Genomic DNA, 26,089 nt, shown 5'->3' with positions numbered 1-26,089 from the left:
TAATGGACAAGGATGGTGGATCATTTGTTTCCCAAAATTAATGATGTGTTATACATACAAGTGGCTGGTACTGACCATAAGGACGAGATTTTTGAATTTAAGTCTCGTATTGCGGAAGAGGAGTCACAGAACTTTCTAATTGAAATTCCTATGTCACAAACAAGTGGACACTTGAAAAAATTGTTTCTAGGGGAAGAGCTGTCTATATTTTTTATGAGCGAGGGAGGTATTAAAAATTATTTCAATACCCACGTTACGGGTTTTAAAGAGGATATCCTCCGGATGGTTCGCATCCACAAACCTGCTCCAGACAGCATCAGCAAAATTCAGCGCCGAAACTTTCTTCGGGTTAAGGCCAACTTGGAAATTGCGGTAAAGCATGGTGAGAACGAGTCCAGATTTGTAGCAGAGACGCATGATGTGGGAGGCGGAGGCGTTTCTTTTCAGACCCAGGGAGCTCATCATCTTGAAGAAGGAGAATCATTATCTTGCTGGATTTTGGTCCCTTATAAAAACGGAACTCAAGAGCATGTTCCGTTCCAATCTGAAATTGTACGTATTCAGCAGATGGAAAACGGCCGCAGACTCATTATGCTGAAATATGAGAAAATTGCTGATCAGGAGCGCCAAAAACTGATTAAATATTGTTTTGAACGGCAGCTGGAATTCCGGGAAAAATCTTAATCATCCGAAATTTTTCTTTTTTAGTAACCTGTCGCTTATTTTGCATCGCCTATAAATGTGTGGTATAATTTTCACGTCGCAGGCAATGCCTGCTTTTTTCTTGAGGTTAGGTTAGGAGGAATTCCCTGTTGGCAAGGCAACATGTATCTTCAAGTAACAAAATAAATGTAGCCATTGATGGACCTGCTGGTGCAGGGAAAAGTACAGTGGCCCGCCTGGTGGCGAAAGCACTTTCTTATGTATATGTAGATACCGGCGCCATGTACCGAGCAGCAACGTGGTACATGATGTGTAAGGAAATTCCTGCAGAAAATGTACAAAAAGTGCTTCAGCATGTACCTGAGCTGGTGATTGAATTAGTACCGGACCCCACAGGCCAAAAGGTTTATTGTAACGGGGAAGATGTAACCACTGTGATCCGTTCGATGGAAGTGACTAGCAACGTGTCACAGTATTCAAGTATTGCTGGTTTACGTACACGTTTGACTGAAAACCAGCGTGAAATGGCTGCACGCAAGGGTGTCGTTATGGATGGTCGCGATATTGGAACAACTGTACTTCCCGATGCGGAAGTCAAGGTGTTCATGACCGCAAGTGTTCAGGAACGTGCCTCTCGCCGTTTTAAAGAACTGAGCGAAACTGATGATATCACTCTGGAGCAGCTAGAACGTGACATTGCGGCACGTGACAAGCTTGACGAGGAGAGGGAGGTATCCCCGCTTCGTTGCAGTGAGGACGCCATCGTGCTCGATACGACCCATATGGGCATTCAGGATGTCGTTGATACGATCGTATCTTATTGCTTAACGGAGAAGGATGGAGAGATCAGCCAATGATATATACTGTATGCGCCAGTATTTTGCGTCTCATTTACCGCGTTCTGTTTAGACTTGAGGCGGTAGGCAGGGAAAATGTTCCTGCCGAGGGCGGAGTACTGTTGTGTTCTAATCATATTAGTAATCTTGACCCTCCTACAGTCGGTATTTTGCTGAAGCGAAAGGTTCACTTTATGGCAAAAGCCGAGCTGTTTAATGTTCCTGTACTAGGTCCGCTAATTGGGAAACTGGGAGCTTTTCCAGTCAAACGCGGTGGTGTAAGTAAGGAATCCATTAAGCTGGCATTGAACATTTTGCGTGACGGTAAGGTTATGGGGATCTTTCCCGAAGGCTCCAGAGGAGCTGGGGGAATCGGTAAAAAGGGTGCTGCAAGCTTTGCGCTACGCAGTGGAGCGGCTGCCGTTCCGGTCGCCATCATTGGTGATTACAAGCTTTTCCGTAAAACGAAAGTGTTATACGGTAAACCTGTCAATTTGGACACTTACCAAAAGGGTGCCGATATCGAAGGAGATCCGCTTGAACTGGCAACAGAAGCAATTATGTCTCGTATTCGCACAATGAAGGAAACGGGTAAGCCTACGAATAACTGAAAGGCTTGCATGAATTGTGTCTAAGCTCGGAAAACTAGAACAAAAGTTTATTTATGTTTTGAACTCTGCCATGCGCAGGTTTAAATAAATGGTTTTTTTTGAATTGAGGAGGGTATTGACATGTCGGAAGAAATTAAAAATCAAGAAGCTGCTGAAGCGGCAAATCAAGACGAGCTCGATCAAATCGTCTCCCTGAAAAAAGGTGACACCGTTAAGGGTACAATCGTGAAATTGGAAGATAACCAAGCGGTAGTAAGCATTGGATATAAATACGATGGAGTTATTCCAATTCGCGAGTTGTCTTCTGGTCTGGATAACGCAGAAGAAGCAGTACAAGTAGGCCAAGAGGTTGAAGCTAGAATTATCAGCATCGACGATGGCAAAGAAAAACTTGTTCTGTCCAAACGTGCAATCGACAGTGAAAATGCTTGGGAAAAGTTGGAGCAACTGTTCGAAAGCAAAGAAGTATTTGAAGTCGTTGTAAATGATGTCGTTAAAGGTGGCATCGTGGTAGACGTAGGTCTGCGCGGATTCATCCCTGCATCCATGGTAGAACGTCACTTCGTTGAAGATTTCAGTGATTACAAAGGCCGCACATTGCGTGTTGTTGTAAAAGAACTGGATCGTGAAAATAACAAAGTGATCCTTTCTCAAAAAGACGTTCTGGAAGCAGAATTCGAAGCCAACAAGCTTAAAGTAATGGCTGAGCTGAAAGAAGGCCAAGAAATCGTAGGTACGGTTCAACGTCTTACTCAGTTCGGAGCTTTCGTAGATGTTGGCGGCGTGGATGGTCTGGTTCACGTATCTGAAATTGCTTGGACTCATGTCGATAAGCCTTCTGATGCAGTTTCTGAAGGAGATCAAGTGAAAGTGAAAGTCTTGAAAGTAGATCCTGAAAAAGGAAAAATCAGCCTGAGCATGAAAGCTGCACAGCCTGGTCCTTGGGAATCGGCTGCTGGACAATTCAACAACAATGACATCGTAACAGGTGTTGTAAAACGTCTGGTTAACTTCGGCGCATTCGTTGAAATCGCTCCTGGCGTGGAAGGTTTGGTTCATATTTCCCAAATTTCCCACAAACACATTGGAACTCCACAAGAAGTTCTGGAAGAAGGACAAGAAGTGAAAGTTAAAATTCTTGAAATGAATCCTTCCGAAAAACGTGTTAGCCTGAGCATTAAAGAAACTGAGGAAGCTCCTGAAGCTGCTCCTAAAGCAGAAAGAGCACCGCGTGCATCTCGTGCACCTCGTGAGGAACTGAATAATCCTAACGTTTCCCTCAATAATTCCGGTCTGAGCATTACGCTCGGCGAGCGTTTTGGCGATAAGCTGAACAAATTTAAATGAGTTTAAATCAATACATTTTATAATAAGCATAACGTACACCATCGGCGGACCCAGAGGGTTCGCCGATTGTTGTTACGTGACCATATCGCCAATAGGTATGTTTTTTGCTATGATGATAGCGGAAGAATTGACAGGAGGAGTGAATTTATGGCAAGACCCGTTGTGGCTATCGTTGGTCGTCCGAATGTGGGTAAGTCCACTATTTTTAATCGGATTATCGGGGATCGTTTGTCCATCGTGGAAGATAAACCCGGAATCACTCGTGACCGTATATACGGTATATCGGAGTGGAATGGTAAATCCTTCAGTATTATTGACACCGGCGGCATTGAGATTGATGGTGAGGATGTCATTTTAAAATCCATCCGTATGCAGGCCGAACTTGCAATAGAAGAAGCAGATGTAATTGTATTCATGAGTGATGCGAAAGCAGGAATTACACAGTCAGATGAAGAGGTAGCTCAAATGCTATATCGTTCGGGTAAACCGATCATCGTAGCTGTCAACAAGGTGGACAACCTCAGTCGCGCCGATCTGATTTATGAGTTTTATTCTTATGGATTTGGTGATCCAATCGCTGTTTCTGGTAGTCATGGAACAGGGATAGGCGATCTGTTGGATGCCATTACGTCCAATTTGCCTGAGCTGGAAGAAGATCACTATGATGAAGACGTTATTCGTGTTGCCTTGATCGGCCGCCCAAATGTAGGTAAATCTTCACTGGTTAACGCCATTTTGGGAGAAGAACGGGTTATCGTTAGTGACATTGCAGGCACGACGCGTGATGCAATTGATACACCTTTTGAAAAAGACGGTCAAAAGTATGTGCTGATTGATACGGCAGGTATGCGTAAACGTGGTAAAGTTTATGAAACGACCGAAAAATATAGTGTAATGCGTGCCATGCGTGCCATTGAGCGTGCAGATGTTGTACTGGTCGTTATTAACGGCGAGGAAGGCATTATTGAGCAGGATAAGCACATTGCTGGCTATGCTTATGAAGCGGGTAAAGCATCGCTGTTTGTCGTTAACAAATGGGATGTCGTGGACAAGGACGATAAAACGATGCACCAGTTTGAAACGAAAATTCGCGATCACTTTCTGTTTATGACATATGCTCCGATTGTGTTCTTGTCTGCAAAAACGAAGCAACGCCTGCAAAAGCTGCTTCCTGTTGTACAGCATGTGGCGCAGCAGCATGTGTTGCGTATTCAGACACATTTGCTGAATGATGTAATTTCCGATGCGGTTGCCATCAATCCTCCACCAACAGACAAGGGACGTCGTCTGCGCATTAACTATGTGACCCAGGTTGCTGTTAAGCCGCCTACGATGGTTGTATTCGTAAACGATCCAGAAATAATGCACTTCTCATATGAGCGTTATCTGGAGAACAAAATTCGCGCCGCCTTCAATTTTGAAGGAACTCCAATTCGTATCTTTACACGGCGCAAGTCTGACGAAAGTTAGGAGCGAATAGGTTGATTTTACAAATCGTTGCCATCGTACTCAGTTACTTGCTTGGCTCTGTCAGCTTTAGTTTGCTGTATGGAAAATTAAAAGGAATCGACATTCGCCAGCATGGAAGCGGCAATGCCGGTGCGACGAATACGCTGCGTGTGCTTGGAAAAGGCCCAGCTATTCTGGTGCTGCTGCTGGACGTACTTAAAGGGGTTATTGCAGTGCTAATAGGGCACTGGTTAGGTGGACAATCATCCTGGGTACCGGGTTTGTGCGGCATTGCGGCGATTGCGGGCCATAACTGGCCGGTATATTTTCACTTCCGTGGAGGAAAAGGTATTGCGACTGCTATTGGTGTATTGGCATCGCTTGCCTTACTGCCCGCACTATATGCCGGAATCATTGCGATACTTGCAATCGTAATGACGCGTTACGTATCCTTGGGATCGCTCATTTTTGTCATTTTGACCCCCTGGATATTACTCGTGCTTGGTTATGCATGGCCGTTATTCTGGACGGCTCTAATCATTTGTCTGTTCGCTGTGTGGAGACACCGTACCAACATAGTCAAGCTGGTACGGGGGAATGAGAATAAGCTTGGCTCCAAAGGAGGAGATCGTCTTGTCTGAGAAAATAGCTGTGCTGGTCGCGGGGAGTTGGGGAACAGCCCTGGCTTCCGTTCTTGCGGCCAATAACAACGATGTCTCTGTCTGGACGAGAAACGAGCAGCAAGCAGCTGAAATCAATGAGAAGCATACGAATGAGCATTATTTACCAGGCTCCATTTTGTCTGATCGCATTTCAGCTACAACTGACATGCAGACTGCGGTATCTGGTGCTAGAGCAGTGATTATCGTATCTCCTTCGGCTGCTGCTCGTCAGGTAGCACGTAGTCTGAAAGCTCATTTTAGCAAGGATATGCTGGTAGTGCATGCCATTAAAGGTTTTGAAACTGAAACGCTTAAACGTATGTCCACGGTGATCTCGGAAGAACTGGAAGTCGCGGAGGGCGATATTGCCGTGCTGTCTGGTCCGAGTCATGCGGAAGAAGTGGTGAAGAAGTGTCCTACAACGGTCGTTGTAGCTTCCTCCAATGAGAAGGCTGCACAGGCCGCACAGGGGCTGTTCATGAACTCCTATTTCCGCGTCTATACAAACCGTGATTTGCTCGGCGTGGAACTGTCCGGGGCGCTAAAAAACATTATCGCATTGGGTGCGGGAATGTCAGACGGACTTGGTTTCGGTGATAATGCCAAAGCGGCTTTATTGACTCGTGGATTGGCTGAAATTACCCGTGCCGGAGTTGAGATGGGTGCTAATCCATTAACCTTTGCCGGCCTGGCTGGTATTGGCGATCTAGTGGTCACTGCAACGAGTCGTCACAGTCGCAACTGGCGTGCAGGGTCCCTATTGGGACAGGGCCAGCAGCTTGATGCTGTGCTAGAATCGATGGGCATGGTCGTAGAAGGTATTCGAACGACAAAAGCTGCATACGCCATCTCTCAAAAATTAGGTGTTCAGATGCCTATTACAGAGGTGCTGTATGGAGTACTGTTTGAAGGACGTGACGTCCGTAAGGCCGTTGAGGCGCTGATGGGTCGCGATCCTAAGACCGAGATGGAAGTCATGCCACTTCAAACTTGGGAGCAATGGCATTCTTAAGGGTCGGATGAGCTTTAATAATATAAAGGCTGTCTCATGGTAGATTTTTTCTATAATGAGATAGCCTTTTTTAGTTAGGCGTTTGGCATGTCTTATGTACGCTTAATCACCTTTTGTCTCCGCCACTCATAGACTGAGTTGAGCAATGGCGGAGGAGGGGAGATTGTGAATAAAAACTTTCCGAAAGATGCATTGAAGGCCATTAACAAAAAAGGTGGCAAAAACATATCCGAAAATGCAGTGAAAAAGCTGGCAGGCACGGTAAAGGCGGACACGCTTCAAAGCGAAGCGCAACTGCGTCAGCTTATCAAGCAGGTGTCTGCGATGGCCAACATTCCGGTGTCGGAAGATACAGTAAGGGATATCGTTGGTGCCGTCAAAAAGAGCGGAATGAATCCTTCCAATATGGAAGCGTTGATGAAAATGATGATGAAAAAATAGACCGCTGGCCGCACGCCGGTTAGTATTATTCACCGTGAACCGGGAAGGTTCGCGGTTTTTTTTATATTTTGGAGCAGCTAACCTCTTTTTCAGTACACAAAATATCGAACTGCCCTGTCGAACATGTTATAATGATGCCCATCAGGAAACGGAAGGAAAGACAGCAAAGGAGGAAACGATGTTGAAGGAGGCAATATCATCAGTGTTAGTAGACAGGCTTCCTCACAATCTGGCAGTTGCGCTGAGTAGCTTGGCTGAGAGCTGGTCAAAAGTGTCGGTTCCGTGGATGCTGGGGGGGAGCTGTTCACTACTTGTGCAAGAAGTTGAACTGGATCGCCTGCCTCGGGACATTGATATTTATGCGGATATTCATGCTGCAAAGCAGCTCCATGCGCACCCCCTGGGTATGAGTATAGATCGACAGCAGGTTGACCGTAGCGGCTCTTACGTTTCATTGCTGAGCCACTATGACTTGGAGGGTTTTCCAGTCGAGTTGGTGGGGGGATTTGAGGTATTATGTGGCGGAGCGTTATACCGCTTAGAGATCGAGCGACTACTTTGGTCGGCTGGGGTTCAGCTTGAGCTGGGGAGTGCTTCACTGCGTCTGATGCCGCTCAGTCATGAACTTTTATTCAATATATTGCGAAATCGACCCGACCGATATAAAGCGATTGCAGATGTTATGAAGCGCGACCCGCGACGTCATATCATTGTACTGAAGCAGCTACTAGTCAGTAATATTTGGAATGAGGAGCAATTGGACAAGCTTGCAGAACTTCTGCCTTGGCCCGAGTTGCACTCCGTCATCCTGATGGGCAATGAATAAGCTGTGTGTGTTAGGAGAAAGACGACTGGAGGACCGTTCATGAATGTGCAGATTATGTTCAAGCCGTCAGGCAGGCGCGTACAGGTCGGTCAGGGTACGTCATTGCTTCAGGCTGCCCGTAAAGCGGGTGTATATATTCCCACTCGTTGTGACGGAAAAGCAGCCTGTCTGATGTGTAAGGTACAAATATCACCGGAACGGGCTGAATTCGCAGGCCAACCCAGCGATGCAGAGCAGCGTAAGCTGGGACCTTTACTGGATGAGGGAATACGCTTATCCTGCCAGGCGCGTGTCCAAGGCGATATGGAGGTAACCATACCGGAGGATAGGCTCAAGGCGGCTATCAGGCGGCAACTGGAGCGTCAGTCGATGGATGATGAACTGTGGTAATGCCGATTATATCAGGAAAATAAAAAAGGATGGTTTCCGACGACTCTAAACGGTCAGGAGAAACATCCTTTTTTATTTAGTCTAGCGACGAAGTCATGGGAGAGTCTTGCCCCGCATATATTAGGTGAGTGGACCCAAACGTAAAATATCGTTTCTGCAATGATCGCTGTGTCGTAATCTATTTTTTAAAAAACTAAACATATTTTACGGAGGGGATACATATGATGGTATCAGTCCAAATGCATGTACGAGTTTACGCCGTTTCGCCGATTCCATCAGTCTCCTGAATCTCGGCGGCGGACGACTTCCGGGCATTTTAAAGGCTGTTCTGCCGCATCTGGGATCAAGCAGTTGGTTGAACACGAAGCGGATGCTCTTTAAGCATTTTTCCTTCGGAGACTTTTGAGGAGGGGATTTCATTGGAGAAAGTGGACATTTTTAAAGACATTGCCGAACGCACCGGAGGAGACATTTATCTTGGGGTCGTCGGCGCAGTCCGAACAGGAAAATCAACGTTTATCAAGCGGTTTATGGAGACGATTGTTCTGCCGAACATTACAAGTGAGGCGGACCGTGCCCGCGCCGTAGACGAGTTGCCGCAAAGTGCGGCAGGCAAGACGATCATGACGACGGAGCCTAAATTCGTACCGAATAATGCCGTCCAGATCAAAGTAACGGAAGGACTGGACGTGAATGTACGTCTGGTTGACTGTGTAGGATATGCAGTAGAAGGAGCAAAAGGGTACGAGGATGAAAATGGTCCGAGGATGATCTCCACACCATGGTTCGAAGAACCCATTCCTTTTCAGGAAGCGGCGGAAATTGGTACACGCAAGGTTATTCAGGAGCATTCGACGCTCGGTGTGGTAGTCACTACAGACGGCACGATTGCGGAAATCCCGCGCAGCTCTTATGTAGAGTCGGAGGAACGCGTCATTGAGGAGTTGAAGGAAGTTGGCAAGCCATTTGTTTTGGTTATCAACTCCACGCATCCGCGCAGTGATGAAACACTCCAGCTTCGCAGTGAGCTGGCTGCCAAGTACGATATACCAGTTATGACACTCAGCGCGGCAACTATGACGGAAGATGATGTTACAGGCGTACTTCGTGAAGTATTGTATGAATTTCCGGTGCATGAGGTGAATGTAAACCTGCCGAGCTGGGTCATGGTACTGAACGAAGAGCACTGGCTGCGTAGCAATTATGAAAATTCCGTTCGCGATACGGTTAAAGATATTCGACGTCTGCGTGATGTAGATCGAGTGGTTGGCCAGTTTATGGAATATGAATTCATCGACAGGGCCGGATTGAGCGGGATGAATATGGGGCAGGGCGTAGCTGAAATTGATCTGTATGCTCCCGATGAGCTATATGACCAGATTTTGGTCGAAGTCGTCGGGGTAGAGATTCGCGGCAAGGATCATTTGCTGCAAATGATGCAGGATTTTGCCCATGCCAAACGGGAGTACGACCGCTTCGCCGAGGCGCTGGAAATGGTCAAGACAACGGGATATGGCATTGCAGCGCCGTCATTGTCCGAAATGGCACTAGACGATCCGCAGTTGATTCGTCAGGGCACAAGGTTTGGTGTGCGGCTCAAGGCAACAGCACCTTCCATACACATGATCCGTGTGGATGTGGAATCGGAATTTGCTCCGATTATCGGAACAGAGAAGCAAAGTGAGGAGCTTATGCGCTATCTGATGCAGGATTTTGAGAATGACCCAATCAAAATTTGGGAGTCAGACATTTTCGGACGTTCGCTGCATTCCATTGTACGGGAAGGCATTCAGGGTAAAATCGCTATGATGCCGGACAATGCACGCTATAAGCTGCAGGAAACGCTGGGTCGTATCATTAATGAAGGCTCCGGCGGTCTCATTGCTATTATTCTTTAAGGCTAAGCCACACCCAAAAAAATGTATAAGAGAAATACCGTGGAGAGCAATTGGCTCTCTATGGTTCGCAAAAACAAAATATTAGACTGACCTCTAAAACCAGACAGGGGTAGCCATGGACGAGAAAATAAAGTCCTAGACTACCTCTGTTTTTATTGAGCTTTTCGTTTCTCCTAGCGGGATTTAGGTTCAAATGTAACAATCCGATTAATGAGTTTCACAACGTGATTACCCTGGTAGTCATTTTCATATTTGGTCTCTTTCAACGTAGCACCGAGGCTTATTTAATTTGCAATGAACGATTCTTATAATCGATATAGCAATTGACTGGCTATTTATTAAAAGCGTTGTTCTGGCATTCGGCAGGACACCCCAAATATTCAAATACTCTGCGTCCAGGTTCGTCAATCGGTAAGTACACTTCAATTCCAGGATACATGTGGCTGCTTACAGAAAGATGAATTTGCTTGTAGCGAATGGGGGCTAAATCGGCCATGGCTCCCATTCTGGCCAAAATGATTTTAGAGTGCTCAACTTCATTTGATGAGTCCTTTGGCTGCATACTCCAATATTTATTAAGATCGTCGTATTTTCGAAATCTGTCAATTAACTTTTTATACCAATGGTCGTATCGGGAAAACATGTTATACCTTTTGAAAGCTTGTATCCCGTAAATAGCATGAGACTCCCACTCTTCGAACGACTCAGCATCGAAGGTAGAACGGGGACGAATGGAAAAATCGGAGTTAAAATGAAAATCAACTTTATTCAGTTTTCCATTCATAAAAGAATCGGAGGGGATATCAAATAAATGGCGAAACGGCTCATTTAACCCCTTGATATCTAAGGTATGAGTAACGATCATTGCCGGAAATGGCAAATTACTCATGATCTGCTGCGCTTGCTCCAGAGCCAGCTCCAGAGACCGTCCCTCCAATTCGTAATGGATCGGAAGATAATCAGCGGCGAGAAGAAGATCATTGCGCTCATCTGAAGTGCACTCCAGATACTCAGCAATATGGATCATCGTTTGCCGATCCGGTATTCGACGAGACCGTCCAACCAATAGATTTTTATACGTAGGACATGCCTCATCATTAAGCTCCTGCTGAGTAAATCGTTTCAATAACGGGTGAGATAGCTCAGTATATTCCCGTTGACGTTTCATGCGAACAGCTTCAATCTCTCCCAATACGATTTTTAATGTTTTATATTGGAAGTCCTCGTCCTTGTGCATGGTCATCCTTTTTCAATCCTTTTCATAATGAGGTGTAGTTCTACACTTGGTGCAGATGATTCCCTACAGTATACTACATTGTGAAAAAGGTGAGCTATTTACAAGAGGTTCTCAATGATAATCATGGAGGAGATCGTATGGTTCGTGCAATTGTAACAGATCCGTTTGCTTCAGGATTTTTCGCGATAAAGGAAGTTGCCGCCCCACAGGCCCAGCCTTGGGAAGCGATCGTTCAAGTACAGGCCTTCTCTCTTAATCGGGGTGAAGTTGTAGATGCAAGGAATAATGGAAGACAGATCAGACCAGGCTGGGATTTTGCTGGGATCGTCATCGAGCAGGCCAAAGATGGCACGGGTCCGAAACAAGGAAGCCGTGTGGTAGGCCTTCTCCCAATGGGAGCATGGGCCGAACAAGTTGCTGCCCCTACTTCATTACTGGCTGAATTTCCCGATGATATTACCTTCGCCCAGGCTGCTACTTTACCGGTAGCCGGTCTGTCAGCGCTCTATACGCTTAGAAAAGGAGGAATGCTGCTCGGTAAGCGAATATTGATAACTGGCTCGACTGGCGGAGTTGGGATTTTTGCACACCAGCTAGCAGCGCAATCAGGAGCTTTTACAGTAGGTGTAGCCAGAACCAAGGGAAAAGCTCTACTTGTTCAAGAGGCTGGTGCTAATGAGGTTATCGTTGGAGATACGGCGATTTCATCGGTTGATACATTTGGACCTTATCATCTAATTTTGGATTCAGTAGGTGGTGATACGCTAGCTGCATTACTACCTCAGCTTGTACCAGAAGGGATTTGTGTATCCATGGGACATTCGTCCTCACCTTACGCAACGATTAATATCAGGGGCTTAGGGGGTAGGACCTTGTACAGCTTCTTTCTAGGAGAGGAGATAAATCGCTATTCGCCAGCGGAAGATCTGAAATTGCTAGGTGAGCTTGTTTCAAAAGGCCAGTTAGTACCAAGGATCGAAGTGGAGGCATCGTGGAAGGAAGTTGGAACTATTGCCCAACAACTGATAGATCGGAAGTTTTCCGGTAAAGCAGTGCTCCAAATAAGTTAGATGGGAGCGTCCTCATATTGAAAATGACAAGGAGATTGTATCTCCAGGCTAGTCTCCGCTCATGATGTTCACATTTTAAGCATAAGCAAAAATCGACCCTGTGGCGTACCCTGTCAAGTAGAGAACTAAAAAGACACCTCTATGCAGCAACCGTTCCCCGTTATTCAATCGGGGGGGGGTTGTTTAATTTTTTTTGTGGAATTGTTGTATTTTGTCATATGTAGTCGGGATTTTTTCAATATTTCATAAAACCTATTTACATACTTGGTTTAAAGCGATATATTAAGTATCAAATTTGAATTATTTTGTGGATTGAACGAGGGGGAAATGAAATTATGAAGATCCAAAAAGAGCTCCAAAGAAACAAAAAGCTAGGGCTGGGGGCTATCATGCTACTGGTGCTGGTTTTGCTGGTCACTGCATGTGGCGTGCCGAAAACAGAGAGCGGCACTCAAGGGACAAGCACTGAGGGATCGAATACAACAAACGGAAAACCGGACAATTTAAATCTAAAGGGTAAACGGGTTGCGTTGATCATGGAGTTTAACACGGGCACATTTTCGCAACAGTATGTTCAAGGTGTGGAAGAGGAAGTTAAGAAATTCGGCGGTACGCTGACTAAGTTTGTGGCAGATAACGATAAGGCTAAAATGGCTTCTCTGCTTGATAGTGCGATTAACCAGCAGTTTGATGTCATTTTGACTGATCATGGTGATGCATTGCTGGAGACAGGGCTGAAAAAAGCAATTTCCCGCAATATTCCGGTTATCGTGTTCGATGCTGCGGTCAATGTTCCGGGTGCGGTAGTGCTCTCCCAAGATGACCAAAGCATGGCTGAGCTGACGCTGGAGCAAATGAAAAAGGATATCGGTGGCAAAGGCAACATTGTGAAAGTATGGGTTGCCGGATTTGCACCGATGGAACGTCGTCAGGTTGCTTATGGTGCATTTTTGAAATCCAATCCAGATATTAAAGAAATTGCGACTTTTGGTTCGGCTCAGAATCCTGCGTTGGATACGCAAGCCAAAATGGAAGCTGTATTAAAGCAATATCCTAAGGGCGAAATTACAGCCGTCTGGGCGGCGTGGGATGAGTTTGCCAAAGGTGCAGCCCGTGCCATCCAACAAGCGGGACGTACGGAAATTAAAGTCTACGGCATTGACATGAGCGACGAGGACTTGCAAATGATCCAGGACCCGAAAAATCCTTGGGTGGCCTCGGCAGCCGTAGATCCAACAGATATCGGGCGCGTACAAGTGCGCTATGCATATCAGAAGTTGCATGGGGATAATCCGGAGGAGAAAGTTGTACTGAAGGCTGTATATGTGCAACGCGAAGCGCTGCCAGATAAGCAAATTTCCACATCCGAGCTGTCCCAATATGTGAAGGGATGGGGCCAAAGCGAGCAGGGCTATAAGGATTGGATGAAGGAATATGAAACGTCCAAATAAAATGTTTGCATAACGCAAAGGCGCGCTTCGGCGCGCTTTTATCATAAGCAGGCGTGAGGGGGCACCATGAGTTCACAAGTATATACATTGGAAATGAAAAAAATCAGCAAACAGTTTGCTGGTGTAGATGCGCTGCGAGCCGTGGATTTTACGGTGCAGGGTGGCGAAATTCACGCTCTGCTGGGCGCCAACGGGGCAGGGAAAAGCACATTGATGAAGATTTTGTCCGGTGCGTATCGTTCCGATCAGGGAGCTATCGTAGTTGGTGGGAAGGAACTGAACATTAGTTCACCGTGGGAGGCCAAAAGAGCGGGAATTCACTGTGTGTATCAGGAGGTCGATTCAGCGCTTGTACCTCAGTTAACTGTCGCTGAAAATATTGTAATGGACGATTTGTCTGCACCTGATGGTCGATGGTGGGCTGCACCGGGTTCTATGCGCAGACGAGCGCGTGAGGCATTAGCACGTCTGGAGGTAGATATTGACGTAAGACGATATGTGTCTGAATTGACGTTGGCAGAAAAACAGCTTGTGCTTATTGCACGCATTCTGACACAGCAAGCAAATACCATCATTTTTGATGAGCCTACGGCGCCGCTCAGCGAGGAAGAAACGCGACGTTTGTTCCGCACAATCCATACACTCAAGGATGAGGGAGTTGCATGTATCCTCATCACACACCGATTGCCGGAGGTTATCGAACACAGTGACCATGTTACGGTGATGCGTGATGGTGAGCGCGTGTTCACGGGGCCTGCCTCTGATTTAAGTGTAGGCGACATCGTTACGCATATGCTTGGGAAAACATTTGAAGAGGAGTTCCCAAAAACAGAGGTACCGATTGGTGAAACGGTATTGGAAGCGAAAGGGCTTCACAAAGGATTACGAGTGCACGGCATTGATTTACAAGTCCGATGTGGTGAAATTCTCTCTATTGTGGGTTTGGTTGGTGCAGGCAAGACAGAGCTGTCAAGACTTCTTACAGGAGCAGACAAGCCGGATAAGGGAGAGTTGACCTTTAAAGGTTGCTCCATTCGATTGAGAGAGCCAGCGGACGCGGTAGCTCAAGGAATTGTGTCCATACCCGAGGAGCGGCGTAAGCAGGGGGTATTAATTGAGGAGAGTGTGGAAAGAAACCTCAGCCTTCCGCTTTTGGGCAAACTGAGTGTCCTTGGTTTCATCAGTCGGCGTAAAGAACGAAATAACGGTAATGGAATTGTCGCCTCTCTCGGTATTAAGACGCCATCGCTCCGCCAGAATGTTAAATATTTAAGTGGTGGGAATCAGCAAAAAGTTGCGATTGGGAAATGGTTGCATTCTGGAGCGGATGTATTTGTTTTTGACGAGCCAACCAAAGGTGTAGATATTGGGGCAAAAAGTGATATTTTCCGTATCATTGGCGAGTTGGCGGAGCAAGGAAAAGCGATCATTTATCTAACCTGTGAATTTGCTGAAGGGATTGGCATTGGTGATCGGATTGCAGTGATGTATGATGGAAAAATTATAAAGGAATTTGCGCGGGGCGAAGTGGAACAGGAACAGCTTCTGTTGTATGCCAGCGGCGGTGAAGAGGTGCATTCATGAAGGAAAAATGGTTAAACGTCTCATTTCGTTACGGTGCCGTAGTTGTCATTATAGGTGTGTTAGCGTTTTTTTCATCTACATTACCTTATTTCTGGACGTATGATAATTTAATGGACATTCTTGGCTCAATTGCCATTGTGACTTTCGTTGCCATTGGTGTGACGTTGTCACTTATTGTGGACGGTTTTGACCTATCGGTGGGAGCTACAGTATCTTTGACAACGGTCGTTTCAGCTTCTTTGATGGTCTGGTATGAGCAGCCTGTTGCGGTGGTCATTATTGTGTCTCTGGTTGTCGGTGCTTTGGTAGGACTGTTGAATTCATTACTGATTATTAAACTGCGTATTCCTGATTTGCTCGCAACCCTTGCAATCATGTATATTGTAAGCGGGATTCACAAAACGTACGCCCAGGGCTATACCATATACAATCATATGCAGTTTCCCGATGGCAGCAAGGCGCCGGGGGAGATATCTCCTGCATTTCTTTTGCTGGGGCAAGGTAAATGGTTGGGTATCCCGATTTCAGTTATTTTACTGTTGCTGGCTGTGGCAGCGGTGCATGTTTTCTTGACCTATACAAAGCATGGGCGTCAAATGTATGTAACGGGTGGAAATGAGGAAGCTGCTCGTCTGTCGGGCATACGGGTAAAAAAAGTCCGTACTTTGGCCTATGTTGCTTCAGGCGTATTTGCGGCGATTGCCGGTATTTTGTATGCCTCGCGAGTAGGCTCAGGCCAAATTGACGCGGGTTCCCCCTTACTCATGGAGGCGGTAGCTGCAGTATTCGTCGGTTTTTCGGTCTTTGGTGCTGGTAAACCCAATGTCATTGGTACATTTATTGGTGCAGTGTTGATCGGTGTGTTGGTTAATGGACTAACGATGATGAATGTGCAATATTTTGCCCATGATATTGTCAAAGGAGTAGTGCTGGTACTTGCGCTGGCCGTTACTTTTTACGTGTTAAACCGTCGTCGTACTTGAAATTGTCTGTGGACTGTATTACTATAAACCTTGTTCCACGCAAGAAGGGTGCCATAAAACGCCAGTTTCGGCCTATATTGCGGAGGTTAGGTATATTCTATGTATATTTAACGACGAAACGGAAACAGATGATAACATTATGGAAGGCAGTACGCCGCCCGGGTTATTTTATACAGGCGACCTCATATCGGTCATTAACACCGATAACCTTAATGCTGGACTACACTTGAATTGGGAGGTGAATATTATGAATAAAACGGATTTGATCAATCAGGTTTCTGAAAGCACTGAATTGTCCAAAAAGGACGTAACCAAAGCAATCGATGCAGTATTTGAGGCGATCTCTGGAGCGCTGCAAAGCGGAGATAAGGTGCAACTGGTAGGTTTCGGGAACTTTGAGGTTCGTGAACGTTCCGCACGTAAAGGACGTAACCCGCAAACAGGAGAAGAAATCGAAATCCCTGCGAGCAAAATTCCGGCATTTAAACCGGGTAAAGCGCTCAAAGACGGAATTAAATAAGATTTCTTACATATTCCCAATGCGCTGAAAAGACCGTGAATTTGATTCACGGCCTTTTCTTTTTGTCCTGTTTACTTCGTGGTAGAGGTGCTATGGACTGGAGAAGAGGAAGCTGTTCTGCCGTTTCGCGAGACATAAGCGATCAGCACTAGGGGTTCACCTGTTAGCTCAGCAAATTCATGCTCCAGCTGTTGAAGTCGTTCGATTTGGGCAGGACTGAGATTGGCGGGAAGATAGTTTTTCATCAAATCCGTTCCTTTCTTTAATGGATGGGACTGCACGGATAGTATGGCTCGGGACACGCTAATTGTTGCAGGTAGCGAAGGAAGCATGTAGTTGACAAAACAAGCTTGAATCTCCATCATAAAAAGTATAGCTTCGGCTCTCAGGGAGGAAAAGGACATGGAAGATAACGTGACGGGTAGTAGTGAGTACGTCGTAATTAAAGCGAAAAGCAACGGATGTCAGGTTTTTGGTCTGACCAGAGGTCAGGATACACGCTTGCATCATTCAGAAAAATTGGACAAGGGCGAAGTACTGATCGTCCAATTTACGGATCATACTTCTGCTATTAAAATTCGCGGCAAAGCCGTTGTGATGACCAAGCACGGGGTAGTAGATACGGAGGATTAAAATGCAGGCATAGCCTGCTTTTTTTTGTTGTAGAATGAGAGTGAGGACCTTTACCGTAGCAAACCCACATTATGAGGTAGAGGTCAGGGGAGGCTCTGATGAAACCTTGGATTGTATTCGGTGGCTCCATTCTCATAACCATCGCAGCAGCTGTGTTGCTGCCGTCCTTACAGGTGCTGGACTCAGGAACCGCAGCAGTTCGCGAGACACAGGCGACGATTTCGCCTCAGCAACGGGTGCTGCTGTCGGATGACAATCTGGTGGATACGCTGAATGAGCTGCCGTTGACCACACCGATTGCAAGCGCAAGCTGGGAACATTCAGTCCTGACCCTGGATGTCAAGCTGTCTAAGGAAGAAACTGCCCCACTAGAGATTTATCAAAACATGGCGGAGCTTGCCGCTTTTAGCTTTTACGGAACGACGAATGTACGGCAATTGCTGCTTCGGGTGGTAACACAGGACGAATGGTCAGGAGAACGTCATTTGCTGCTTGCATCCGATATACGTCGGAACGAGTGGACGAACGAGGCATTGGAACAGCTGAGAAGCCGGGAAGGCGCGGAATTGCCAGAGGATTTGAAGTCCCGTTTCCGCATTACAGTAACGCCCATGTGGCAAAACAGGTTTAACGGTGTATATACAGATTAGATGTTTCTGCCGGTGGACCTACAGTACTTTAGTCGCGAATCATTTTAAATTGTGATATAATATAAGGCATTGCAATTATTTGAGTATAGCAGAAAGTCATGTCTCGGAGGCTTAGGATGAAACCGTATCGCGTACCCCAATTAGCAAGGAAATATGTGGAATACGACATGATTCAACAACATACGGAAATGCCGGCTTTTCCTGACAGCCGTACCCGTTTGATGTTTGTGTTTTTGAACCGGAATGCGCAGGAGCTGCATGCCAGTGAGGACGAACTGTACGCATTGGTAACCTCGCTTGTGCAGATGGGGCTGGATACGCATGATATGATTGATACTTTATCCGGTATACGTAGCCCGGAGGAGATGCGTTCCAGACAGCTGAAAGTGTTAGCTGGGGACTATTTTAGCAGTCGTTTTTATCAGCTGCTTGCACTGGCAGGCCGCATCACGGCCATTTCGAAGCTGAGTGATGCTGTATGTGAAGTGAACGCAGGGAAAATGAATCTGTACTGGGGAATGAAGCAATTCCGATTGGATGCAACTCAGTATTTAACTCAGATGGTTCGTTTCAAAAAGGAGCTTTTTTTATCATTCACTTCACTTGTAGCAGAACAGGATCAGGAAATTTGGAAGCAGCTTCTCAACAAATTTGCCCTCTGTGACACCTTGGTGGAGGAATGGGGCAAGCGGACAGAACCGGACAAGTCCCGTTTCGGATATATGTTCTGGCATATTTATGGTAACGGGGACCGGAACGAGCAGGCATTGCTTTCAGAGAGTGGTACTGACACTGAAGCATGGCGTAATCTTGTTCTGAAATACAAAGCCGAGGATGCGATACTGGACAAGCTTCGCACGGCTGTTACACACATCCGGCAGATCCTGTCAGATGATCAAAATACGGGGATCGAGGAATTTGAACGCATGCTTGAGCCTTTCCTGAAGCTGCTAAATAGTCCGCACCCAGTTGTGAGGGAAGGTTAGGTGAACGTGATGGGATCAAGCGACACCAAGCCGAAAGAGCAATTCGTTCATGGCGTGTTTGAAAGCATAGCAGGTAAATACGATTTGATGAACGATATACTGAGCTTTCGCAGACATAAGGCTTGGCGGAAATTTACGATGAAAAAAATGAACATGCATCGCGGCGATACGGCAATTGATCTTTGCTGTGGTACATGTGACTGGACGCTTGCGATGGCACGAGCAAGTGAAAGTGGTCACATCGTAGGACTTGATTTTAGTCAGAACATGCTCAATGTTGGCGAGCGTAAGATTACATCAGAATCCCGTGAAAAGCAAATTAAGCTTGTTCAGGGCAACGCGATGGAACTACCTTTTGAAGATAATTCATTTGATTATGCGACGATTGGTTTCGGTCTGCGCAACGTGCCTGATCTGCGCCACGTGTTACAGGAGATGCAACGAGTCGTCAAACCTGGCGGGCAGGTCGTATGTTTGGAATTGTCCAAACCTACTTGGCAGCCGTTCAAGGGAATTTACTACACATATTTTCAACACATCTTGCCCATGCTCGGCAAATTGTTCGCCAAACGTTATGAGCAGTATAAATGGCTCCCTGATTCGTTGGCGCTTTTTCCAGGAAGGGATGAGTTGGCTGGCATCTTCCGTGAAGTCGGATTGAAGGATGTTCAGGCTCATTCTCTCACCGGAGGCATTGCGGCATTGCACATTGGAATCAAGGAGAGTCAGCATGTTTAAGAAAATTGCTATTTTTTTGGAAATGATTAAAATTGAACATACGTTATTTGCGCTCCCATTTGCATTCATGGGGGCTGTATTGGGGTCTGTTATCGTGACAGGCAACCTTCCCTCTTGGCCGCAGATCGGCTGGATTCTGCTAGCTATGGTTGGCGCACGTAGCGCGGCTTTTGGCTTCAATCGTATGATTGACCGGGTGATTGACGGGAAAAATCCGCGCACAGCAGGACGCGCTATCCCGGCGGGGTTGCTCAAATCGAGCGAAGTGGTGATTTTCATTATCGTCAGTTTGGTGTTGTTATTCTGGGCATCATTCAAGTTAAGTCCGCTGGCGTTCAAGCTGTTCCCGCTGGCCTTTTTTATGCTCGTTTTTTATTCTTACACCAAGCGTTTCACTTGGCTTTGCCATATTGTGCTTGGTCTGACCATTGGTTTGGCGCCACTCGGCGCGTGGGTTGCAGTAACGGGACAAATAGATTTGACTGCAATCGTACTATATCTCACGATTGCATTTTGGACGGCGGGATTTGATGTAATTTATGCTTGTCAGGATATAGATTTTGACCAAAACGAAGGAGTTTATTCTATTCCTGCCCGTTTTGGTGTAGCAGGTGCGTTGAACATCGCTCGGGCATTCCACGTCATTACGGCAATCGGATTTATTGTACTGTTCTTTATTGCAGATTTAAGCTGGTGGTATCTGGCGGGCATGATTATTTCGTACATTATTTTATTTTATGAACACTATATCGTATCTCCAAAAGATTTGAGTCGTTTGCAGACGGCATTCTTTACTATGAACGGTGTACTTAGCACTGTCGTGTTTGCCTTTACACTGATTGATTTGGTGGTGCGTCAATACTAATGAATAATCAGGTGAGCGGACATCAAGGCAAACGAATCGTTATTGGCATTACAGGCGCGAGCGGAAGCATTTATGGTGTGCGACTGGTAGAGACTTTGCTGGACTTGCAATACACAGTTCACCTGATCGTTTCCAATGCTGGCTGGCGGGTATTGAAAGAGGAGTTGGGCTGGAATGTGACTGACCGGGAAGGGGCTTTGAATGAACAATTCGGAGGCCGTCCCGGTTCTCTTGTATACCATCCGTTCACAGATATTGGAGCTTCGATTGCGAGCGGCTCTTATTTGGTGGATGCGATGATTATTATGCCATGCTCGATGGGGACGTTGTCAGCAGTAGCACACGGTTCGTCCGATAATCTCATGGCGAGAGCAGCGGACGTGATGATGAAGGAAGGTCGTCCGCTGATCCTTGTGCCTCGTGAAACGCCTCTACATGCCATTCATTTGGAAAACATGCTTAAGCTTGCGAGACTCGGCGTCAAAATGATTCCGGCTATGCCGGCTTTTTACTTTCATCCGAAGACGCTGGATGATATTGTGCTGTTCCTCGTAGGCAAAGTATTGGACAGCTTGCGTATAGAACATCAACTGTTTACGAGATGGGGGGATTCCGATGCCGACGCCGGACACCAAGACAATCACAATCGGAAAAATTAAATATACAAACGCTTGGCCTATTTTTCATTATTTTAATCCTTCTGAGCTTCTCCATTCGGCGGAGATGGTTTCTAAAGTTCCGGCTGAATTGAATCGAGGTATGCTGAATGGGAGTTTGGATATCAGTGCGATGTCCTCATTTGCGTATGCATCGGGTGCTGAGGAAATGCTATTGTTGCCGGATTTATCCGTCAGTGCAGATGGTCCTGTGCAATCCATTTTACTATTTTCACGCAAGCCGCTTGACGAAATCAAAAACGGAACCATTGCACTAACGAATACGTCTGCTACATCCGTGAATTTGTTGAAAATTTTGATGCAAAAGGCATGGGAAGGTCAGCCTTCCTATTTTGACTGTGAACCGGATCTTGACTTGATGCTGGAACAGGCAGATGCAGGGCTGCTGATTGGAGATCACGCGATTAAGGCATCTTGGCGAAGCGAAGGTCTGTATGTTACGGACCTCGGAGAAGAGTGGAAGCGCTGGACGGGCTATAGTATGACTTTTGCTGTATGGGCAGTACGACGTGCTGTTGCTGCTCAAAATCCCGCGGCGGTGGCTGAAATTGCAAGTGCGTTCCGCGTAAGCAAGCAGCGTAGTCTGTCGGACCTGACGCCTGTTATTTCTGAAGCATGCGAGGAAATTGGAGGTCTGCGAGATTATTGGGAGCGCTACTTTACTAATCTGTGTTATGATTTTGGAGAGAAGCAACAACAAGGTTTAGAGCTTTATTTTCAGTATGCGCATGAACTGGGGCTGCTTGACCGACGAGTGAAGCCGCTTCTCTGGAGTGACAATACGCTGACACGGGTGAAAGAATGAAACGATTGGATTTGTTCGGTTTATTAAAGAAGGATATGAACTTTATAGAAGAAGAGTTGTATCGCAGTATCGACAGTACGGAGCCGTTGATTAATGATACGTCGCTTCATCTGCTTAAAGCAGGGGGCAAGCGTTTGCGTCCCGTATTTGTATTACTGGGAGGCAAGTTTGGGGAATATGATCTGGACAAGCTCAAACGTATAGCGGTACCTCTGGAACTGATTCATTCTGCCTCTCTCGTTCACGACGATGTGATTGACGATGCGGAAATGAGACGCGGTCAACCCACCGTGAAGTCCAAATGGGACAATCGGGTGGCTATGTACACCGGAGACTACATATATGCACGTGCGCTGTCTATTGCTGCTGGACTGCCGAATCCCGACATTCACCGGGTACTGTCTAAAGCGCTGGTGCAGATGTCCATTGGTGAAATGGAACAAATTCGTGATTTTTTTAATGTGGATCAGAGTGTGCGGAATTATTTGCTTCGCATACGGCGAAAAACGGCATTGTTGATTGCGGTTAGTTGCCAGCTGGGAGCTATGGCTGCAGGGGCACGAGAAAGTGTCAATTCCCTGCTGTACAGCTACGGCTATAACGTAGGTATGGCTTTTCAAATTCAGGATGATCTGCTTGATCTGTGTGGCACGGAAAAAAAGATTGGCAAGCCGCCGGGCAGCGATATGAGACAGGGGAATATTACGCTTCCGGTGATTTATGCGCTTGAACAGCCTGAGTTGCGTGCCGATCTACTGGCTGAAATCCGCCGCATTCAGGATGGAGATGGGCAAGGAGACGCACGCAAAGCGGTGGATATGATCAAAAAAAGTGAAGGAATCGCTAAAGCTGAAATTCTCGCCGACCGATATATTAATAAAGCGCTAAACGCGCTGGACTTACTACCAGATGTCAAAACAAAAAAGACGCTACGCGATATTGCTCATTTTGTAACACGCCGCTCCTACTAAAGTTGTGTTTTGGGTTTGCTGTGACAAAATGCTTTAACCGGTTCCAAGCTTTCTGTTACAATACAGTTTAGTACTGTATAAATACATTAGATTGGATTGGGAGTGAGCCGATGGATCGTACTTTTTTGATGGTTAAACCGGATGGTGTACAACGTGGATTGATTGGACGTATCATCAGTCGACTGGAAGACAAAGGCTTCAAAATGACGGCTGGCAAGCTTGTGCAAGTATCTAGAGAACAGGCAGAACGGCATTATGCGGAGCATGTGGGCAAGCCTTTTTTTGAAGAGCTTGTAGGTTTTATCACATCAAGCCCTGTGTTTGCTATGGTATGGGAAGGGGATAACATCGTTACGCTTTCCCGCTTGTTGATTGGTAAAACACAAGTAACTGAAGCTCTTCCGGGCACAATTCGTGGAGACTTTGCAGCACATACACCGTTTAACCTCATTCATGGTTCAGATTCACCGGAGAGCGCAGAGCGCGAGATTGCAAATTTTTTCATGCCGGAAGAATCCATTCGGTATGAAAAAAGTGTGGCGACCTGGATGTAAGTTAAATTACGTATGAAGAAGGATGGTAGCATGACGGATATGGAACTGGGTCAGACGGACCCCGATTACACAGCGTTTATCCGCAAAATCAAGGACAGCACAGGTATTGATCTTGCACAATACAAAGAAGCACAGATGAAAAGGCGGTTAACTACGCTTCGCAACAAAAACGGGTTTCCCAGTTTTGTTTCTTTTTATGATGCCATGATGAAGGAAAAACCTCTATTCTATGAATTTTTGGATCGAATGACGATCAATGTTTCGGAATTTTGGCGAAATCCCAATCGGTGGGAAGTGCTGCGAGATACAATCTTGCCACAGCTGCTTGTGGGGAAGCAGAAGCTTAAGCTGTGGAGTGCTGCCTGCTCGACTGGTGAAGAGCCTTATAGCCTGGCTATGGTTCTCGACGGTAAAGGGATTTTGGGGAATTGTTCCATTACAGCTTCCGACATTGATGACGGTGCATTGGCAAAAGCCAAGGAAGGCAAATATTTGGAGCGTTCGCTCAAGGATGTACCTGAGCAGGTGGCTAGCAAATATTTTAAGCCGGATGGTGCGATGTATCGAATTGATGACCGTTTGAAACAAGCCGTGAAATTTCAAAAGCAAAACTTGCTGCTGGATCGGTTTGAGGATGGTTATGATCTCATTATCTGTCGAAATGTAATGATTTATTTTACAGAAGAGGCCAAACATACGTTGTATCAAAAGTTTGCAGCCAGTCTTCGTCCCGGCGGTGTGTTATTTGTCGGTAGTACAGAGCAAATCTTTTCTCCTAACCAATATGGTCTGGAATCGACGGAAACCTTTTTTTATCGCAAAAAAGCATAAGCCTGCATGTATCATCCAAAGTTTGTAGGAACTTATTTATATCCTTGAGTAATTGATGGTTGGCTTATCAGCAAAGCACGTCCTTTAGCCCCTTTGGCTAAGAGGCGTGTTTTTGTTTATCTGCATACACGTGGCTTTTCTTGTCAAAGAAAGGTGCGTATACTATAATGAAGCACAGTTAAAGATTTTAGCGATGCACAGTTTAACAGTTTAAAGGGGGAACGCGTCATGAGTTTACGTTATTTAACCGCGGGGGAAACGCATGGTCCCCAGCTAACTGCCATTGTAGAGGGTATGCCGAGCAATTTAAAATTGGATTTTGAGGAATTGAATTTTCAGCTGCACCGTCGTCAGAAAGGGTATGGACGGGGTCGGCGTATGCAGATTGAAAAAGATACGGCGAAGATTGCCGGAGGCGTACGTCACGGCTATACCACAGGTGCACCGATTGCGCTGGTTGTGGAAAATAACGATTGGAAGCACTGGCAGAACATTATGAATATTGAGCCTATTGAAGGCAGTGATGAAGACAAGCGTCGGGTTCACCGGCCACGTCCGGGTCATGCGGATTTGAATGGCGGAATGAAATACAACCTGAAGGACCTTCGTAACGTGCTGGAGCGCTCCAGTGCACGTGAAACAGCAATTCGTGTGGCATGCGGCGGTTTGGCCCGTCAATTGCTGGCTGAGTTCGGAATCAAGGTGGCAGGTCAGGTCATCCGTATTGGGGAAATCGAAGCTCCTTACCGTGATTTGCCGATTGATGAGCTGATTGCCGTGACAGAAGCCTCCTCGGTGAGAGTAACCGATCCAGAAACCGAAAAGAAAATGGAAGCATACATTGATCTGATCAAGCAAGAAGGTGATTCAGTCGGTGGGGTAGTGGAGTGTATTGTAGAAGGTGTTCCGATTGGTCTGGGCAGTCATGTACAGTATGATCGGAAACTGGATGCACGTATCGCACAAGGCGTCATGTCGATTAATGCATTTAAAGGCGTGGAGATTGGCATCGGCTTTGAAGCAGGGGAATTGCGCGGTTCACAGGTGCATGACGAGATTCTATATGATGAGGAACGTGGATATCACCGTCGTACCAATCGTTTGGGTGGTTTTGAGGGTGGTATGACGAATGGAATGCCAGTTGTGGTTCGTGGCGTAATGAAGCCGATTCCCACACTCTACAAGCCGTTGCAAAGCGTCGACATTGATACAAAGGAAGCGTTCACCGCACAGGTTGAGCGTTCGGATGCATGTGCAGTGCCAGCGGCAAGCGTAGTCATGGAGCATGTCGTAGCTTGGGAGATTGCGAAAGCTTTGCTAGAAAAATTCGGTGGGGATTCGATTGAAGAGATTCGCGCGAATATTGCATCCTACGAAGAACAACTGGGGCGGTACTAAG

The 26,089-nt window shown here is 46.4% G+C and carries 29 protein-coding genes; 27 read left to right on the top strand and 2 right to left on the bottom strand.

Translation table 11 applies throughout. The features are described from left to right. Window positions 1–24: 24 nt before the first annotated feature. The 11 genes from NSS66_RS08630 to spoIVA all read left to right on the top strand — a co-directional run bounded on the left by NSS66_RS08630 (window position 25) and on the right by spoIVA (window position 10,135). Window positions 25–684, top strand: a complete 660-nt coding sequence (locus NSS66_RS08630) for a flagellar brake protein (protein ID WP_023989188.1) — start codon at window positions 25–27, stop codon at window positions 682–684. Window positions 685–812: 128 nt separating this feature from the next. After that, window positions 813–1,520: a (d)CMP kinase gene (cmk, locus tag NSS66_RS08625; protein WP_023989187.1), complete on the top strand. Its 708-nt coding sequence runs from the start codon at window positions 813–815 to the stop codon at window positions 1,518–1,520. After that, window positions 1,517–2,110: a lysophospholipid acyltransferase family protein gene (locus NSS66_RS08620; protein ID WP_340958771.1), complete on the top strand. Its 594-nt coding sequence runs from the start codon at window positions 1,517–1,519 to the stop codon at window positions 2,108–2,110. The genes cmk and NSS66_RS08620 overlap by 4 nt, the downstream gene beginning before the upstream one ends. 120 nt (window positions 2,111–2,230) lie before the next feature. Beyond that, a complete protein-coding gene (rpsA, locus tag NSS66_RS08615) occupies window positions 2,231–3,457 on the top strand; it encodes a 30S ribosomal protein S1 (RefSeq protein WP_013371699.1) in 1,227 nt (408 codons plus the stop codon). Between the two features lie 147 nt (window positions 3,458–3,604). Beyond that, complete coding sequence (der, locus tag NSS66_RS08610; protein WP_013310744.1) at window positions 3,605–4,927, top strand: ribosome biogenesis GTPase Der; 1,323 nt, start codon at window positions 3,605–3,607, stop codon at window positions 4,925–4,927. 11 nt (window positions 4,928–4,938) lie between these two features. Then, window positions 4,939–5,547: a glycerol-3-phosphate 1-O-acyltransferase PlsY gene (gene plsY, locus NSS66_RS08605; RefSeq protein WP_025723065.1), complete on the top strand. Its 609-nt coding sequence runs from the start codon at window positions 4,939–4,941 to the stop codon at window positions 5,545–5,547. Continuing rightward, window positions 5,540–6,580 (top strand): NAD(P)H-dependent glycerol-3-phosphate dehydrogenase, encoded by a 1,041-nt coding sequence (locus NSS66_RS08600; RefSeq protein WP_028540629.1) that lies wholly within the window; start codon window positions 5,540–5,542, stop codon window positions 6,578–6,580. Before plsY ends, NSS66_RS08600 begins: the two co-directional genes overlap by 8 nt. 165 nt (window positions 6,581–6,745) lie before the next feature. Next, the gene (locus NSS66_RS08595; RefSeq protein WP_013310741.1) at window positions 6,746–7,021 is read left to right on the top strand and encodes a stage VI sporulation protein F; all 276 of its coding nucleotides are present in this window, start codon (window positions 6,746–6,748) and stop codon (window positions 7,019–7,021) included. A gap of 178 nt (window positions 7,022–7,199) precedes the next feature. Next, window positions 7,200–7,847 (top strand): hypothetical protein, encoded by a 648-nt coding sequence (locus NSS66_RS08590; protein ID WP_028540630.1) that lies wholly within the window; start codon window positions 7,200–7,202, stop codon window positions 7,845–7,847. A 39-nt stretch (window positions 7,848–7,886) separates the two neighbouring features. After that, the gene (locus NSS66_RS08585; RefSeq protein WP_338532517.1) at window positions 7,887–8,237 is read left to right on the top strand and encodes a 2Fe-2S iron-sulfur cluster-binding protein; all 351 of its coding nucleotides are present in this window, start codon (window positions 7,887–7,889) and stop codon (window positions 8,235–8,237) included. Between the two features lie 419 nt (window positions 8,238–8,656). Then, window positions 8,657–10,135, top strand: coding sequence for a stage IV sporulation protein A (gene spoIVA / locus NSS66_RS08580; protein ID WP_023989182.1), 1,479 nt, complete (start codon window positions 8,657–8,659; stop codon window positions 10,133–10,135). A gap of 331 nt (window positions 10,136–10,466) precedes the next feature. Here the strand turns inward: spoIVA and NSS66_RS08575 are convergent, their stop codons facing one another. Then, the gene (locus NSS66_RS08575; protein WP_023989180.1) at window positions 10,467–11,378 is read right to left on the bottom strand and encodes an MmyB family transcriptional regulator; all 912 of its coding nucleotides are present in this window, start codon (window positions 11,376–11,378) and stop codon (window positions 10,467–10,469) included. A gap of 131 nt (window positions 11,379–11,509) precedes the next feature. Between NSS66_RS08575 and NSS66_RS08570 the strand changes: the two genes are divergently transcribed. The 5 genes from NSS66_RS08570 (at window position 11,510) to NSS66_RS08550 (ending at window position 16,980) form a co-directional block, all read left to right on the top strand. Next, on the top strand, window positions 11,510–12,442 hold the full coding sequence (locus NSS66_RS08570; RefSeq protein ID WP_340958770.1) for a zinc-binding dehydrogenase: 933 nt from the start codon (window positions 11,510–11,512) through the stop codon (window positions 12,440–12,442). Window positions 12,443–12,777: 335 nt separating this feature from the next. Continuing rightward, on the top strand, window positions 12,778–13,893 hold the full coding sequence (locus NSS66_RS08565) for a sugar ABC transporter substrate-binding protein (protein WP_340958769.1): 1,116 nt from the start codon (window positions 12,778–12,780) through the stop codon (window positions 13,891–13,893). Between the two features lie 66 nt (window positions 13,894–13,959). Further along, the gene (locus NSS66_RS08560) at window positions 13,960–15,477 is read left to right on the top strand and encodes a sugar ABC transporter ATP-binding protein (protein ID WP_340958768.1); all 1,518 of its coding nucleotides are present in this window, start codon (window positions 13,960–13,962) and stop codon (window positions 15,475–15,477) included. Next, window positions 15,474–16,460 (top strand): ABC transporter permease, encoded by a 987-nt coding sequence (locus NSS66_RS08555; protein WP_013310733.1) that lies wholly within the window; start codon window positions 15,474–15,476, stop codon window positions 16,458–16,460. The genes NSS66_RS08560 and NSS66_RS08555 overlap by 4 nt, the downstream gene beginning before the upstream one ends. Window positions 16,461–16,707: 247 nt before the next feature. Further along, window positions 16,708–16,980 (top strand): HU family DNA-binding protein, encoded by a 273-nt coding sequence (locus NSS66_RS08550; RefSeq protein WP_013310732.1) that lies wholly within the window; start codon window positions 16,708–16,710, stop codon window positions 16,978–16,980. 71 nt (window positions 16,981–17,051) lie between these two features. On the opposite strand, the gene NSS66_RS08545 is transcribed toward NSS66_RS08550, so the two are convergent. Then, the gene (locus NSS66_RS08545) at window positions 17,052–17,345 is read right to left on the bottom strand and encodes a hypothetical protein (RefSeq protein ID WP_340958767.1); all 294 of its coding nucleotides are present in this window, start codon (window positions 17,343–17,345) and stop codon (window positions 17,052–17,054) included. 37 nt (window positions 17,346–17,382) lie between these two features. On the opposite strand from NSS66_RS08545, the gene mtrB reads away from it, so the two are divergent. From mtrB to aroC, 11 genes are all read left to right on the top strand, one after another. Further along, window positions 17,383–17,613, top strand: coding sequence for a trp RNA-binding attenuation protein MtrB (mtrB, locus tag NSS66_RS08540; RefSeq protein ID WP_013310730.1), 231 nt, complete (start codon window positions 17,383–17,385; stop codon window positions 17,611–17,613). Window positions 17,614–17,711: 98 nt separating this feature from the next. Beyond that, on the top strand, window positions 17,712–18,263 hold the full coding sequence (locus NSS66_RS08535) for a hypothetical protein (RefSeq protein ID WP_023989175.1): 552 nt from the start codon (window positions 17,712–17,714) through the stop codon (window positions 18,261–18,263). A gap of 116 nt (window positions 18,264–18,379) precedes the next feature. After that, window positions 18,380–19,249: a heptaprenyl diphosphate synthase component 1 gene (locus NSS66_RS08530; RefSeq protein ID WP_340958766.1), complete on the top strand. Its 870-nt coding sequence runs from the start codon at window positions 18,380–18,382 to the stop codon at window positions 19,247–19,249. A 9-nt stretch (window positions 19,250–19,258) separates the two neighbouring features. Next, entirely contained in the window at window positions 19,259–19,987 is a 729-nt protein-coding gene (locus NSS66_RS08525; protein WP_023989173.1) for a demethylmenaquinone methyltransferase, read from the top strand. Next, a complete protein-coding gene (locus tag NSS66_RS08520) occupies window positions 19,980–20,852 on the top strand; it encodes a UbiA-like polyprenyltransferase (RefSeq protein ID WP_028540635.1) in 873 nt (290 codons plus the stop codon). The genes NSS66_RS08525 and NSS66_RS08520 overlap by 8 nt, the downstream gene beginning before the upstream one ends. Beyond that, window positions 20,852–21,511, top strand: a complete 660-nt coding sequence (locus NSS66_RS08515; protein ID WP_013310725.1) for a UbiX family flavin prenyltransferase — start codon at window positions 20,852–20,854, stop codon at window positions 21,509–21,511. The genes NSS66_RS08520 and NSS66_RS08515 overlap by 1 nt, the downstream gene beginning before the upstream one ends. After that, window positions 21,468–22,334: a menaquinone biosynthetic enzyme MqnA/MqnD family protein gene (locus NSS66_RS08510; protein ID WP_028540636.1), complete on the top strand. Its 867-nt coding sequence runs from the start codon at window positions 21,468–21,470 to the stop codon at window positions 22,332–22,334. The genes NSS66_RS08515 and NSS66_RS08510 overlap by 44 nt, the downstream gene beginning before the upstream one ends. Beyond that, a complete protein-coding gene (locus NSS66_RS08505) occupies window positions 22,331–23,305 on the top strand; it encodes a polyprenyl synthetase family protein (RefSeq protein ID WP_013310723.1) in 975 nt (324 codons plus the stop codon). The genes NSS66_RS08510 and NSS66_RS08505 overlap by 4 nt, the downstream gene beginning before the upstream one ends. A gap of 110 nt (window positions 23,306–23,415) precedes the next feature. After that, window positions 23,416–23,859, top strand: a complete 444-nt coding sequence (ndk, locus tag NSS66_RS08500) for a nucleoside-diphosphate kinase (protein WP_028540637.1) — start codon at window positions 23,416–23,418, stop codon at window positions 23,857–23,859. Between the two features lie 30 nt (window positions 23,860–23,889). Continuing rightward, the gene (locus NSS66_RS08495; protein ID WP_023989169.1) at window positions 23,890–24,690 is read left to right on the top strand and encodes a CheR family methyltransferase; all 801 of its coding nucleotides are present in this window, start codon (window positions 23,890–23,892) and stop codon (window positions 24,688–24,690) included. A gap of 228 nt (window positions 24,691–24,918) precedes the next feature. Then, on the top strand, window positions 24,919–26,088 hold the full coding sequence (aroC, locus tag NSS66_RS08490; protein WP_028540638.1) for a chorismate synthase: 1,170 nt from the start codon (window positions 24,919–24,921) through the stop codon (window positions 26,086–26,088). The last annotated feature ends 1 nt before the right edge of the window (window position 26,089 follow it).

It is taken from the genome of Paenibacillus sp. FSL R10-2748 (genome assembly GCF_038005565.1).
GTDB lineage: Bacteria > Bacillota > Bacilli > Paenibacillales > Paenibacillaceae > Paenibacillus > Paenibacillus polymyxa_B.
Note: the sequence above shows the minus strand (reverse complement) of the source record. Positions and strands in the feature narration are given on the sequence as shown.